The following is a 13,089-nucleotide window of genomic DNA, read 5'->3' as shown; positions in this document are numbered from 1 at the left end:
CTGACACCGTTAAAGCCGATCATGATGCGGTCGAGCGCCTGGCGTTTGATAATGGCGTCACGCAGCCGGGCCTGAAAGTCCTGGTAACGCGCCCACAGGTCGAGGGTGTTATAACGAATATGGAAATCGTAGTTCACCTGCTGGCAGAAATACCCCTCGGAATCCAGCGTGGCAAAGTCCGCCGTTTCGCGTTCATCACCGGCGGTGGTGTCGGTGGTGCTGGCAATCGAGCCGGACACGCCGATACCGATTTTTTCGCCCTTCATTTCCGCCACCGGCACGATATTGATGCGGGTGAGGAATTCCGATGACTCCTGGGTGCGGGTCATCAGGGTTTGCGTCACTGTGGGTTCAACGCTGAATTTTTTATTCAGGTCGTTAGCCTCGACGCCGTTCAGCTCGGCGACGCGGGTCAAAAACACATTAAATTTAAAACGGGTGTTGGTTTTCATCGGGTGTCCTAAACAGGGAATACGGGTTAACGATGATGGTCACCTGGCCGGGTTTAGCAGTCGGTTAACACCTCGTCCGGCGCTTCGCGGCCACCGGTGGCCAACGGGCGGCGGGTCTGATATTGGCTGTCAGTTGCGGTCAGTTTGTTGGTCAGGGTGGTGACCTGGTTATGGTCGGTGACCACGGCCTGCTCAAGCACGACCAGGCGTTCGGTCAGGGTGGTTTCCAAGGTAGAAAGCTTGGTGTCCTGCTCGGCGGCGGTGAGCTGCACATGTTCGGCCACCGCTTCAACCGCCTTATGGACGTCTGCCAGGCGGGCGTCGTCGTTGGTCTGTTTGCCGGTCAACAGGGTTTTCACGCGGGTAAATAACGACAGGCCCGGCTCGGTGACCTCTTCAAATTCGAGTGAGACCTCGACCGCAGCGGTAAACAGGTTGTCCGGTGCGGTTTTACGTGCCGCCAGTGGGTTGTGTTGGGCGCTGGCGCTAAAGGCCAGCATTTCAGTGCCCAGGCTGGCCGGGTCGTCGGTCACGGCCAGGCCGACCAGGTAGGCTTTGCCACTGTTGGCAAAGTTCGGCTGCACTTCCATCGAGGTGTAGATTTTCTGGCGCGATTGATTCAGCAATACTAGGTCGTCGGTGGGGGAGATTTGGGCAAACAGCGCCCATTTGCCGTTGAGCACCGAATCATCGGCGATCTGCTCGGCCTTGAGCGCTAACACGTCGCCGTAACGGCGGAAGGCACCGTCGGGCAAGACGCCTTTAAGGTGTTCCAGGTTAAGGCGGCAACCGTAGACACGAGTGTCAAAGGTCTCGGCCATCTGTTGGATATCGTCGGCGTTAATCATTCGCCCGTCGCAGGTGTCACCCTCGACGCCGATACGGAAAAATTTCGATACTTTTTTGGCCATCGGAAACGGCTTCCTTGGTGGGTTAATCAGGTCAGGGTTAGTTTCCGGGGATAGGCGGGAGGCCACAACGCATCAGGGTTGTGGTCAGGCTGGCACAACAGGCAGCACAGGCGTGGGGGCGGGCGAGTCGCGTAGCCTTAGCACCATGAATACGACACCCACCACTATCATCAGCGATCCGAGGCGCCAGGCGGCACTGCTTTACTGGCAGGGGTTTTCCGTGCGCCAGATTGCCGAAACCTTAAGCCTAAAAGCGCCCACCGTGCAGAGCTGGAAACAGCGAGACCAGTGGGAGGCGGTGGCGCCTATTTCACGTATCGAAACCAGCCTGGAAGCGCGCTTAATCCAGCTGATAATGAAAACCCAGAAGGGCGGCAGCGATTATAAAGAGATTGACCTGTTAGGCCGCCAGATAGAGCGCCTGGCGCGAGTGAATCGCTATAGCCAGACCGGCAACGAGGCCGATCTCAACCCTAATGTGCGCAATCGCAATAAGGGCGAACGCAAGCCACCGGAAAAGAACGTGTTTAGCGATAGCGCGGTGGAACAGCTGGGATCCATCTTTCATGAAACGTCGTTCGGGTATCAAAAAGGTTGGTATCAGGCCGGGCTACAGCATCGCATTCGTAATATCCTTAAGTCTCGCCAGATTGGTGCCACCTTCTATTTTGCCCGCGAGGCGTTGCTCGATGCTTTGACCACCGGGCGTAATCAGATTTTTCTCTCGGCCAGCAAAGCGCAGGCCCATGTGTTTAAAAATTACATCATCGACTTTGCCCGCCTAGTAGAGGTAGACCTGAAAGGCGATCCGATGGTGCTCGGCAATGGGGCGCGGCTGTTTTTTCTTGGCACCAACGTGCGCACCGCACAGAGCTACACCGGCAACCTGTATCTGGATGAATACTTCTGGATCCCCAAGTTTCAAGAGCTGCGCAAAGTGGCGTCCGGCATGTCGCTACATAAAAAATGGCGCACCACTTACTTTTCCACCCCATCCAGCCTGGCGCACAGCGCGTACCCGTTCTGGTCGGGCGAGCTGTTTAATAAAGGGCGCGGCAACAAAGCCGATCACGTTCATCTGGATTTAAGCCACAGCCACTTATCCCAGGGCGCGTTATGCGGCGATGGCCAGTGGCGGCAGATTGTCACGGTTGAGGATGCGCTCACCGGTGGCTGTAATTTGTTCGACCTGGATCAGCTCGCGCTCGAGTACAGCCCGGCGGAATATCAAAACCTGCTCATGTGTGAGTTTGTGGATGATAAAGCGTCGGTGTTCCCGTTCGCCGAGCTACAGCGCTGCATGGTGGACAGCCTGGAAGAGTGGGAGGATTACAATCCGTATGCCGTGCGGCCATTTGCTTATCGTCCGGTGTGGATTGGTTATGACCCGTCGCACACCGGTGATAGTGCGGGCTGTGCGGTGATCGCACCACCGATGGTGCCGGGCGGACAATTCCGGGTTCTGGAGCGCCACCAGTGGAAAGGCATGGACTTTGCCGCCCAGGCGCAATCCATCAAAGAGCTGACCGAACGGTATGTGGTGGAGTATATCGGCATCGATGCCACCTCTATCGGGCAAGGCGTATTCCAACTGGTGCAACAGTTCTTCCCGGCGGCGCGGGAAATTCGTTATACGCCGGAAATCAAAACCGCCATGGTGCTTAAAGCCAAGGACACCATTACCAGCGGTCGCCTGGAGTACGACGCCGGGCATACCGATATCACCCAATCCTTTATGGCCATTCGCAAAACCATGACCGCCAGCGGCAACCGCTCCACCTTTGAGGCCAGTCGCAGCGAAGAGGCCAGCCACGCCGACGTAGCTTGGGCGATTATGCACGCCTTGCTTAATGAACCGCTCACCGCCGCCAACGGCGGCCATAGCCCTAATATTCTGGAGTTTTATTAATGAGCCAACGCAAAGGCCGCCGGGCCATCAAGCAATCCTCAGCGCAGACCACAGCGGCCCCGGCCGAGACACAGCAGGCCCAGGCGTTTAGTTTTGGCGAGCCGATCCCGGTGCTCGACCGGCGGGAAATTCTGGATTATATCGAATGCACCGGCAACGGCCAGTGGTACGAGCCGCCGATAAGTTTTGACGGCCTGGCCAGGAGCCTGCGCGCCGCAGTACACCACAGCTCACCGATCTACGTGAAGCGCAATATCCTGGCCTCGACCTATATTCCACACCCGCTATTAAGCCAGCAAGAGTTTAGCCGTTTTGTGCTGGATTACCTGGTGTTCGGCAATGCGTTTCTGGAGCTGCGTAAAAACCAGCTTGGCGAGCCGCTACGACTGGAATGCATCCCGGCCAAATACACCCGCCGGGGCGTGGAGCAGGACACCTACTGGTTTGTGCAATACTGGAAAGAGCCGCACCGGTTCGAGACTGGCAGCGTATTCCATCTGATAGAGCCGGATATTAACCAGGAGCTGTACGGCCTGCCCGAGTACCTTAGTGCGTTAAATTCCGCCTGGCTCAACGAGGCGGCCACGTTATTTCGGCGCAAGTATTACCAGAATGGCGCCCACGCCGGATACATCCTGTATATGACCGATGCGGCGCAAAGCAGCAGCGATATCGACCAGATGCGTAAGGCGATGCGGGATACCAAAGGATTGGGAAATTTTCGTAACTTGTTTATGTATGCGCCGAACGGCAAGAAGGACGGCATACAGATTTTGCCGCTCAGTGAAGTGGCGACCAAGGACGATTTTTTTAATATCAAGAAATCCAGTAGGGACGATTTACTAAGTGCGCACCGGGTGCCGCCGCAGATGATGGGGATCATACCGGATAATGCGGGGGGATTTGGGAATATGGAAAAGGCGGCAGAAGTTTTTGTGAGGAATGAATTAACACCTTTTCAACAACGAATAAAAGAGCTAAATATATGGATGCGCGATGAAATTATACAATTTTGCACATATGAGCTTAATTAATATATATTTAAAATAATGAGCTTGATGTTATTGCTCTATTAAATATTTAATTTTATGTTGTCCTCACATAAAAAAGAAAAAACTTAATCATCTTGATTAAGTTTTGCCTTGTTGAGGCGGCCATGAAGATTATTTACAAAATGAAGGTTGCTTATTATAATGCTCAGAATACATTTTGCCTGGGTCCAACACATGAAAAATAAAAATGAAACACAAATAAATTTAAATAGCGCTTTATAAGCCATATAAAAATCAAATGTTGGCAATATTGCCTTAAATAAGTATATTAGTAACGTACTAAGCATCACCAAGGCTGATGTTATTAATATATATACTAATTTTTCAATTCTCGGCGCATCCTTTTCATTTTTTATATAACTTACATCTTCATTTGCGATACTTGAAATTGCGTTAGGGTAAAGATACCCAATCCATATTCCAACAATAGTGAATATTGCAGTAGATAGACTTTGCAATGTGGCTAAAACCTCCTTTAATAAATTAAAGTTAATTCTTAAATAACAAAAATAAGCAATAAAAACACATATAAATATCCCTATGAAATTGAGTGTTTGCTGTTTAATAACTATCTTCAACAAATTTCTAGTTGAATTTTTCATATTACCCCTCTATTGCCTTCTTTTTTTTATCGTCTCCTAATGCTTTTTTTTCAGCTTCTTCTTCTTCTTTTCGTTTTAATTCTTTCTCAGCTTCTAATTTTAACTGGAGAACTAAATCGCCTCTTATTAGATTTATTTGTGCGAGTAAGAATTCTGGGGAATAATGCTCATCTCCTTCAGAATTAGTAATTGGTAGTTTTGTCCTTGCAACATATTTTGTTAACCATATTGGATTTTCAGTATCTAATAATTTAAAACCAACATCAGCCCAATCGGTACTCTCATCTCTCAAATTGAATAATTGATTCAATTCTTCTAAAGAGGGGGCGCCATCTACGATGACTTGCACACGTTTAGGTTGTTCTACTTCAGGCGGTTTACCTAATACTTTATCTCTGATGCTCGGACCAAAAAGTGAGGATAATGTGTCACTCGCAAGCTGCAGAATTGGCTGTCTATCATCATTAATCCGTTTGGTTGTGGTATCTCGGATAATAGTTTGGACTATCCTCGATCTCATTCTAGCCAAATCTTCTTTAGCGGTTTTTAATTTAGTTTCCTCAACATTAAATTTAAAAATACAATTGCATTTACCATCAATATCCTTATAAGGAAATGTTGTTTGATAAACTTTGACTACTCTTCCTGGTGTGTTTATGGCATCAAAATGTCGCTCTGAAGTTTTACGCTCACCAAATAAACTATTGTTATTAACATGTTGTACAAAATAATTACAAAACAAAAATGTATCCGCATAAGAATGTGGGAATCTTATGGAAGCAATTTTATTAAGTTCAGGAATAATCCAATAATAACATGGTTCACCCCAGATAATCTCTTCTCCAGCAATTTGAGAGCCAGCCTTTACAGTACCTGTTACATTCGCTCCGATTTTTGAACCAACCTTAATACCATGAATTCCATTTCCATCCCCAACACCTCTATAGATTACTATGACATAGTCCTTTGTACTAGGATCAAAAGCGACGCCCCGACAATATACTTTTGTTCTTAAGGGCTGTTCTTTAATATTCCATGGAACCGTCTGCTCAAAATTTTTATCGTGCAACCAAGCAATGAGATCATCCATTACATCAACAATTGTACCGAATTTGAAGTCGAGATTTTTTGCATCCCTCTTTAATCTATAAAAACCGAAAGCATTAATATCAAAAAAAGTAATTGAGCCTGTGTCCATGTTAACGCCATTACTGTAATATTTTTATGTGTAATTGTAAATGTATTCCTTCGTGATATTGTTAGCAATAAAATCTTATCAAATCCGTATTAAATATAAAAAAAACAATCTAACTAATTGAAAAATAATATTATTTTAATAAATAACATAATAATCAATGAGCAGGCAAGCAAAATGGTCATGTTTTGCAAGGCAGCGCGCAATGCTATCCCCGCCACGCCTGCCCGCTTTAGGTAGCGATTTTCATGCATCGGTATGGCATCGTCCCGAGCGCGTGGCTTCTGGCTCACAAGCGGTAAAGGTATCTTACGATTGTCATTCACTTTGATGCACTACCATGCACTGTACCGGAATCACCAATGCGAGATAAGTGCAGTTCTCGGGATACTTCTCAGTGTTGCCGGCAACAAAGGACCAATCCAGGATCAACGAAAGGTTATGCGGTATTGACGCAAAAAATGGGTTTGGTGAGATCGCTACGCACTAAAAAGCGCCTGGGATAGTGACCTAACCCAGGATGGGAATTTATTACATTGATTTTAAATATATTTTATTAGGGCAGGGGATGTTTACACTTCTCATCAAGCAAAGGATGCACAACCGAAAGCATGCCGCGATTGAAAGGGTAAAATCACGGACATAAATTTGCCAAGATCATTACGTAAACCCCACCCTATGGCTAGGTCGTCTATCGGAGGTGGTGCTGGGGTATCCATCACGTCGTCTTGTTTCGGCAAGCTGTTACGCATGGATTCTGCCAATGCTAATATTTCATATTTTAAATCATATGGAACGCAATTAAATCGGCATAAGGTATCAAGAATAAAACCTCCGGTTTTTATTTCATCGGATGATTTCAAAATAGACGTGTCAGGCAACTCGTTATGATGCCACAAAGAAACTGCTATGGTCTTAACATCATCTGCTGCTGCATTATCTAGGCCAGTCGCGCATACACGTTTGAACGCGTTGTCTAAGGTTATATTATTCATATACCCTCCATTATGTCTTTGTACATAGCAATAGCATACTCAATTTTTGAAGGCAACCCACTTTGGCCGACGGCATAATCTGCCGCGTCCATTGCCTTGGTTCTAAATTCATCAATTGATAAGCCAGCGTTGAATAAAGCATAGATATCTGTTTGATCTGTATCACCAAATCTGCCAAGTTTACTGATGGCTAAATCGCATTTACTGATCAGATAAACCCACAGAGGAGAATCGTTATCAACTTCTATCCCAAGCGCATTATGTTCGTAATCTTCGTGCATAGGTGCGAGTGTGGGGTTAAAATTTGCGTCATAAACTAAGATGCTTGGTCCCCGTTTGTTATCAAAAAATTTTACAGGGGAAATTGATTCAATTAGCCCAATAGCTGCTTGAGTTTTAGTGCGACAAAAATCTAGTTGGCTGTCTAAATCATTGCTAATGCGAGTATTAGTGTGCAAGTGCATTGCACAGCCACCGAATATATAAGCTTTGCAAGAACCCGGCGCAGTAAATCCTCTTAAATCTAATTGTGTTTTTATATTGGAAAACATTGTAAATATTGCGTTTGAAAACGGAGTGTTAGTAAACATATTATTGAACGTTGTTTCTATTTAAAGAGTTTAAACTTAGCACCTCCTGGAATACTCATAAATATATTTTTATGTTTCGTTTAAATAATATTCTATTTCCCGATGAGTTTATTGATGGATTAATTAGCAATATTAGCAATATTAGCTAATTAATTTTTTATTGTATGATTTGTAGGATATGACTTCCAGGGTTTTTCTCGCTAAAGTGGGATGCGTAGCGATAATAATATTTACACTGTTATTAATGATTATGCTAACTGAATAGATAAACTTAAGATTCATATGGTATGAGAAATAAATAAAACATGATAATATCAATATTAATTCTTTAGATAAAAATAGAGTGTTTGTTACTGTGTTTTTTTATTGCATTTATAAATCTTCCTGGGCTATATTAGCCACGCACCGAATAATCGGTGTAGGGAGTCTCACCCCTGTAGTCATCGCTGCAGCCTAATACGCTAATGTATTAGGTTGCGGTCTCAGCTCACCTATTGAATTTATCAATGGTGGCTCAGGCGGGGCAGCACCAAGGTGCTGGCCGGTTAGCGATGACCGGTAGTGAGACACCCGTCTGGGCTACCGCCATTGCAGTGGCGGCTATATGGATTTAGAGGCTGCCATTATGTTCCTTTCTTTAATTAAAATTATTAATAAAGATAATCATAATCCCCATAAAGTTTTGTCTGGGGATAAAATATGAACGATATCTTCAAACTCAGGAAAGCTTGCCGAGAAGATGTAGAATGCCAGTGTATGGCCTTAGCTTATGCTGCTCATCATATTGAACATAATGATGTTAGAGAGTTACTCCTTTTTACATTAATGGAAAAACAGCACCAACTAGCAACAAAAGACTTCTTTAACGATACCTGCGAAGTGTCTATCTAGTCGTGGTAATACGATCAGATTTGAAAATATCATGGTTTCCATTATTTTGATTATGTATCTCAGCTAGTTCAGAAATCAATGTCAACGCCATCTGAAGCTCTGGTTGCTTGCACTTTGCAACCAGAGTTATTTCTGCAATAAATTGTACGCGGTTTAATATTAGCTCTAAATGATCAACTGCATGCATTAATGACCTCCTTGTTAAATGAACTGTAATTATAAACAGGCAATTTTAAAAATAAAGCCAATTATCGATATTGTGAGAATCTTTTTACTTGTCCCACTAATAAGTGAAATAATTCTGTGAATAGTAAAAATAACCATTATAATTAAGTTGTTTTTAATGATTTGATTACCACCAATAATTTGTCCGCATCTCGATGCATTGACCGTCTGCCACTTTTAATAACACGCCATCGCTTAAAACAATGTTACTGCCTCGCATTAGTATATCAATTTCGTAATTCGAACCCTCTAAACCTCGCCCTACGAGTAGTTTACTTAACTTGGCTCGGTATCCTGCCGTACAGTTATTGACAGAACTCCAAGGGGCCGCGGTGCGGCCAGAAACGGCAGCCTCCCTTTGGTCGGCCGAAGTGGCTTTGGAAACAATTTTCCATTTATTTAATCGTGTAGCGATGATGGAGCTGTCACCGATTAGCGGAGACATCACCCCACTGATGCGTTTTACCTCTTCGCCATAAAGGTTAGGGCAATCATCCGTCCTATAATTGAGCCGCACCACGAGGTCCTTGCGTAATATCAATGGGCCACCTTGTAAGGCTGTATATGCTGCCCAATCACCCAAATCAGCCGCAGCCAAGACCGCATCCATTTTAGGATCGGAAAGCTCTATATTGCGCAGCCTGCGCAGTTCACGCCAAACGGTTACCGGCGCACCACCAATTTGCTGAAATTGGCGGATACGCCATCTGCTTGCCCAAGCCGTAACTGCTTTGGCCATGGTCCTCAGATCTTCACCACTTTCCTCGTCTTTTTCGTTTTCCAAGGCATAACCGTCAATATTTTTGGAAATGTACTTGGCGATATAGCCGGTGGCGGTCCCTTTAGTACGATCAATTTCTTTTACCTTTAGACGATGCTCAATGGCACCCGGTTCGTTGCCATCAATTTTGAGCGCGTATTCTCGTAGGATGTGACGAATTCTGTCGCGATGCTCTGGCAACATAAATAGAAGCATATGCCAGTGGGGCATACCATCGTGATGTGGTTCAGCAACCCTAAAACCAAAAATAGGCAAACCTTGGCGTTTGAGTTTTGCCCGAGCACAAGCCCAGACCGCGCAAAGATATTGCTGGCACTCTCGTGGATCAGTGCCAATCCAGTTTTTAACGAATCCGCCGGCACTGTGGGCTGAATGAAATTTTGATGGGGCTGTCAGTGTAAAAAAATCGCCTACACAGCCTAGTTCATCCGCGATATCTTCAAATCCGCGCATTCTGACCATCAACTCGCAACGGCGTATCGCAGGATTAGCATTAGACCGAGCTACCATATCTATTAGGGGAACCCTTTCACCGGTTTCCTGGTTCTCCAATTCCAGTGCCTTGAGCATTTCGCGATTGCGTGTCTTTTGTTCTTTCCACTCAGCAAGACAGGATTGGCTAACATACGCACTGGCCGATTTTTGGACTTGCCCGACGGCGATGGCCATATGTTCGCGCTGCATATCCCGGCGACGCTGTAACTTGTTTTTCCACCATACCGGGCTTGTCATACGGGTAATTGCTGAGATAGCTTTATTCTCGCAAATGGCATTTTCTTTAACGCTATTCCAATAAGGCACTGGTACATTTATCTCTTGAAGCAGTCCGGCAAGATATCGATAAGAAATTTGCACTAACGAGTTGTGCTGCTGGGTGCCGGTTTCAGAAAATTGATCGGTGAACTTAACAAAACATTGGTGAAGATAATCAGCTACTCGATAGCTTAGTTTCTTAACCTCACTTCGTCCTAGGTTCGGCAAGCGTGACGGCGCAAAGTCTTTACGAAAATACTCGGAGAATTCACCTTTCCCTGAAAGGTTGTAGCGGTCCAATACGATTTTTAATCGAGGTAGGATGTTTTCTCCTAATGAAGTTCGTAAAAAATCATTGGCAAAGCGGCGCCCTTTATGAGTGAATATTTTGGTGTAACGGTCAGCAAAATAACGTCCTAAGAAATTCGGCATAACTGAAAGGTACTGCGATCGCCATTGATGGTCTTCTTTATTTAAATCCCAAAGGCGTTGTTCATAAATGCTGATATTATTCGGCATGTGAAGGGTGTTTGGGGAGGATAACGACTCCCCACATAAGGGTTTAGAAAAGTATACAACTTCACCGGTTAGTGAATCTCTAATTTCTCTTGATATGTAATTCATTGAGAAAATCATGTGAACTTTTTCATCGAAATTGATTATTTTTAATTCATCAAGTTGCTGGCATTGAACACATAAATACACACCAAATAATGACTCTCGCCGTTGTTGCTGAATAGGCTCAGCGCAAGTAACGCAGTAATATGCTTATGGGGGCAACTTTATTCGAGTGTTGATGGTTTGCCGTCCGAGTAGCAAACAGTTGCACCCTAGAGATTGAAAAACGATATCAGACATACGCATCAATCCTTAATGAAAACTAACATGGCCTCTATTTCTTTCCTTAGTAGCTTGAGCGCAGCGCTACCACTCATGTCCTCTAAAATGATTCGTGGTGATAGCGATCTTAATCTATTTATTATGTGGAAGATTACTTTATATTTTTCGTAAATGATTAGCGAGTCAACCGTTTCTACTATTCCATTAAAATCCATGGATTCCATCAATAATTTGACGTTTTTTTGAGAGAAATTATCCATAATATTCCTTAATTAAATGCTAATTGTAGTTTTGTAAAATTAATAAGCATACTCATCAATAACAAGAAGTGTTTTTTTTAACTTTATTGGTTAAAAAACAATTTGAAAATGGTTTGTAAAAATGGCTAATGAAACTAACCATGAACAAATGTTATATTATTTATTCGATGCAACTGTCTGTAAGCATCATCCTAGATGGTAATAGTGTACCCATGGCTTGAATTTCACTCATGGCTCTTATCACAGCCTTTCTTTCATTAACTAATAACTCTTCGTATTCCATTACAACATGACGTTGTTGTAATCCTGCATGGAAGCAGATTAATCTTTTCAGCCTGGGTGTTAACGCATTATAGGCCTGTTGTGTTATGTTTTTGGTTTGAGGAAATAATTGTTTCAGTTCTCTGATGCGGCGAAGAGAATTTTGTTTGTTGGAAATGTTATCCAGCATAGTGTCATCCTTGATATTTATATCTAACGGTGATACTTGATTGATTATTCATTAGGACGCTGCAATTCAGTTCGCATGGTCCTCTGGGATAACCCCCGTTCTGTTTCGGCTCAACTGATGAGGCGATGTAGGCATATGAGTTTTCAATCTTGTGGTTTTGAAGCGTGTTGACGTGCACATTTACAGCATAGAGGGGCTAAATAGCCAGCTTCAAACATGATATAATCCTCAATAGGCGTTACTGACAGTCAAATTTGAACTTAGATCCGTGATTGAACATCAGCTTCTTTGACGAGTGCGATCATGTTGATCAACACTTTTTCCATTTTGCGGACTTTGTTTCTTATCGGCAAACGGCCATCCTTCACCATGAGACGGCAGGTTTCATAAGGTATGCCAGCCACTTTTGAAAACTCCGGTAGCGATAAATAGGGTGTAGTTAGGGTAATGGTAAGCGGAAAAACCATGTTACATCCTTCTGAGTTAAGGTAAATGCTGGTTTAAACAAGTTTATTCTACAAATGAGAATTTACCTTTCACAAATGAGTAAGTCAACCCGCTTTGGTAGGAAAATTTGGATATGATTTTTGATGGTGGGATAACAGTCGTTGATAGATTATTGAAAGCATACGGTTTTTCTACTCAAAAAGAACTGGTGGAAAAAATCGGGGTGGGACATGGAACGGTAAGTACATGGATACGCAGAAATCATTTTCCAGGCGAAGCGGTGGTTCAATGTGCCCTAGAAACCGGAGTCTCTCTAGAATGGTTGGCTACGGGGTGTGGCGAATTTGAGTCGGGGTGCGATGATTCAGTGAATGATTTCAATTCTACCGTTAACAATCTTATAAGTGTGCCCTTTAAAGATTTGGATAATGGCCGACTTACTGCTAAAGGCAATGTTTTAGTTGCGAGTGAATTGATTTCAAGGCCAATCCTTGAGCCGGAACTGATCATGTGCCAAAGCGACAAACGGCAATACATCATAGAGAAATCTTTTGTTTCCTCAACCGATGGAGAGTGGCTTATTGAAAAAGCAGGGGTGATTTCAATAGCAACGCTAAAACGTATCCCTGGTGATTGTTGGCGGATTGAAACCGTCGACTGGCCCACAAAAGAAGTACAATTATTAGGTAAAGTTGTTTTCATCATTATTAGCAAGGTATAGAGTAAAATCATGCA

The 13,089-nt window shown here is 44.3% G+C and carries 14 protein-coding genes; 4 read left to right on the top strand and 10 right to left on the bottom strand.

Annotated elements, in window-relative coordinates:
- A partial coding sequence (locus SJI19_RS21950) for a P2 family phage major capsid protein (protein ID WP_323480398.1) occupies positions 1 to 452 on the bottom strand: 452 nt, incomplete at its 3' end.
- A gap of 53 nt (positions 453 to 505) precedes the next feature.
- The gene (locus SJI19_RS21945) at positions 506 to 1,363 is read right to left on the bottom strand and encodes a GPO family capsid scaffolding protein (protein WP_323480397.1); all 858 of its coding nucleotides are present in this window, start codon (positions 1,361 to 1,363) and stop codon (positions 506 to 508) included.
- Positions 1,364 to 1,508: 145 nt separating this feature from the next.
- On the opposite strand from SJI19_RS21945, the gene SJI19_RS21940 reads away from it, so the two are divergent.
- Both SJI19_RS21940 and SJI19_RS21935 read left to right on the top strand, forming a co-directional pair.
- Positions 1,509 to 3,272 carry a terminase ATPase subunit family protein gene (locus SJI19_RS21940; protein WP_323480396.1) on the top strand — a complete coding sequence of 588 codons (1,764 nt, stop codon included), beginning with the start codon at positions 1,509 to 1,511 and terminating at the stop codon, positions 3,270 to 3,272.
- Positions 3,272 to 4,306: a phage portal protein gene (locus SJI19_RS21935; protein WP_323480395.1), complete on the top strand. Its 1,035-nt coding sequence runs from the start codon at positions 3,272 to 3,274 to the stop codon at positions 4,304 to 4,306. The genes SJI19_RS21940 and SJI19_RS21935 overlap by 1 nt, the downstream gene beginning before the upstream one ends.
- An 83-nt stretch (positions 4,307 to 4,389) precedes the next feature.
- Here SJI19_RS21935 and SJI19_RS21930 read toward each other — a convergent pair whose 3' ends face one another.
- The 4 genes from SJI19_RS21930 to SJI19_RS21915 form a co-directional block, all read right to left on the bottom strand.
- On the bottom strand, positions 4,390 to 4,926 hold the full coding sequence (locus SJI19_RS21930; RefSeq protein ID WP_323480394.1) for a hypothetical protein: 537 nt from the start codon (positions 4,924 to 4,926) through the stop codon (positions 4,390 to 4,392).
- Position 4,927: 1 nt separating this feature from the next.
- Positions 4,928 to 6,124 carry a hypothetical protein gene (locus tag SJI19_RS21925; protein ID WP_323480393.1) on the bottom strand — a complete coding sequence of 399 codons (1,197 nt, stop codon included), beginning with the start codon at positions 6,122 to 6,124 and terminating at the stop codon, positions 4,928 to 4,930.
- A 581-nt stretch (positions 6,125 to 6,705) separates the two neighbouring features.
- Positions 6,706 to 7,116 carry a hypothetical protein gene (locus tag SJI19_RS21920; protein WP_323480392.1) on the bottom strand — a complete coding sequence of 137 codons (411 nt, stop codon included), beginning with the start codon at positions 7,114 to 7,116 and terminating at the stop codon, positions 6,706 to 6,708.
- Positions 7,113 to 7,706 (bottom strand): DUF6036 family nucleotidyltransferase, encoded by a 594-nt coding sequence (locus SJI19_RS21915; RefSeq protein WP_323480391.1) that lies wholly within the window; start codon positions 7,704 to 7,706, stop codon positions 7,113 to 7,115. Before SJI19_RS21915 ends, SJI19_RS21920 begins: the two co-directional genes overlap by 4 nt.
- Positions 7,707 to 8,405: 699 nt before the next feature.
- On the opposite strand from SJI19_RS21915, the gene SJI19_RS21910 reads away from it, so the two are divergent.
- Entirely contained in the window at positions 8,406 to 8,597 is a 192-nt protein-coding gene (locus tag SJI19_RS21910) for a hypothetical protein (RefSeq protein ID WP_323480390.1), read from the top strand.
- Here the strand turns inward: SJI19_RS21910 and SJI19_RS21905 are convergent.
- From SJI19_RS21905 to SJI19_RS21890, 4 genes are all read right to left on the bottom strand, one after another.
- Positions 8,590 to 8,784, bottom strand: coding sequence for a hypothetical protein (locus tag SJI19_RS21905; RefSeq protein WP_323480389.1), 195 nt, complete (start codon positions 8,782 to 8,784; stop codon positions 8,590 to 8,592). The genes SJI19_RS21910 and SJI19_RS21905 overlap by 8 nt on opposite strands.
- A gap of 165 nt (positions 8,785 to 8,949) precedes the next feature.
- Entirely contained in the window at positions 8,950 to 10,980 is a 2,031-nt protein-coding gene (locus tag SJI19_RS21900) for a replication endonuclease (protein WP_323480388.1), read from the bottom strand.
- 636 nt (positions 10,981 to 11,616) lie between these two features.
- Positions 11,617 to 11,907, bottom strand: a complete 291-nt coding sequence (locus SJI19_RS21895) for a DUF5347 family protein (protein ID WP_323480387.1) — start codon at positions 11,905 to 11,907, stop codon at positions 11,617 to 11,619.
- A 260-nt stretch (positions 11,908 to 12,167) separates the two neighbouring features.
- Positions 12,168 to 12,374 (bottom strand): DNA-binding protein, encoded by a 207-nt coding sequence (locus SJI19_RS21890; RefSeq protein WP_323480386.1) that lies wholly within the window; start codon positions 12,372 to 12,374, stop codon positions 12,168 to 12,170.
- Between the two features lie 113 nt (positions 12,375 to 12,487).
- On the opposite strand from SJI19_RS21890, the gene SJI19_RS21885 reads away from it, so the two are divergent.
- Complete coding sequence (locus tag SJI19_RS21885; protein WP_323480385.1) at positions 12,488 to 13,075, top strand: phage repressor protein CI; 588 nt, start codon at positions 12,488 to 12,490, stop codon at positions 13,073 to 13,075.
- Positions 13,076 to 13,089: the final 14 nt, after the last annotated feature.

The organism is Acerihabitans sp. TG2 (assembly GCF_035013185.1).
Lineage (GTDB): Bacteria > Pseudomonadota > Gammaproteobacteria > Enterobacterales > Enterobacteriaceae > Acerihabitans.
The sequence above is the reverse complement of the archived record's forward strand: the minus strand, read 5'-3'. Positions and strand labels throughout refer to the sequence as shown.

Bases quoted from the DNA above. Each gene is read 5' to 3' on its own strand.
- SJI19_RS21945 (WP_323480397.1), bottom strand. From the start codon at position 1,363: ATGGCCAAAAAAGTATCGAAATTTTTCCGTATCGGCGTCGAGGGTGAC.
- SJI19_RS21940 (WP_323480396.1), top strand. From the start codon at position 1,509: ATGAATACGACACCCACCACTATCATCAGCGATCCGAGGCGCCAGGCG.
- SJI19_RS21935 (WP_323480395.1), top strand. From the start codon at position 3,272: ATGAGCCAACGCAAAGGCCGCCGGGCCATCAAGCAATCCTCAGCGCAG.
- SJI19_RS21930 (WP_323480394.1), bottom strand. From the start codon at position 4,926: ATGAAAAATTCAACTAGAAATTTGTTGAAGATAGTTATTAAACAGCAA.
- SJI19_RS21925 (WP_323480393.1), bottom strand. From the start codon at position 6,124: ATGGACACAGGCTCAATTACTTTTTTTGATATTAATGCTTTCGGTTTT.
- SJI19_RS21920 (WP_323480392.1), bottom strand. From the start codon at position 7,116: ATGAATAATATAACCTTAGACAACGCGTTCAAACGTGTATGCGCGACT.
- SJI19_RS21915 (WP_323480391.1), bottom strand. From the start codon at position 7,706: ATGTTTACTAACACTCCGTTTTCAAACGCAATATTTACAATGTTTTCC.
- SJI19_RS21910 (WP_323480390.1), top strand. From the start codon at position 8,406: ATGAACGATATCTTCAAACTCAGGAAAGCTTGCCGAGAAGATGTAGAA.
- SJI19_RS21905 (WP_323480389.1), bottom strand. From the start codon at position 8,784: ATGCATGCAGTTGATCATTTAGAGCTAATATTAAACCGCGTACAATTT.
- SJI19_RS21900 (WP_323480388.1), bottom strand. From the start codon at position 10,980: ATGAATTACATATCAAGAGAAATTAGAGATTCACTAACCGGTGAAGTT.
- SJI19_RS21895 (WP_323480387.1), bottom strand. From the start codon at position 11,907: ATGCTGGATAACATTTCCAACAAACAAAATTCTCTTCGCCGCATCAGA.
- SJI19_RS21890 (WP_323480386.1), bottom strand. From the start codon at position 12,374: ATGGTTTTTCCGCTTACCATTACCCTAACTACACCCTATTTATCGCTA.
- SJI19_RS21885 (WP_323480385.1), top strand. From the start codon at position 12,488: ATGATTTTTGATGGTGGGATAACAGTCGTTGATAGATTATTGAAAGCA.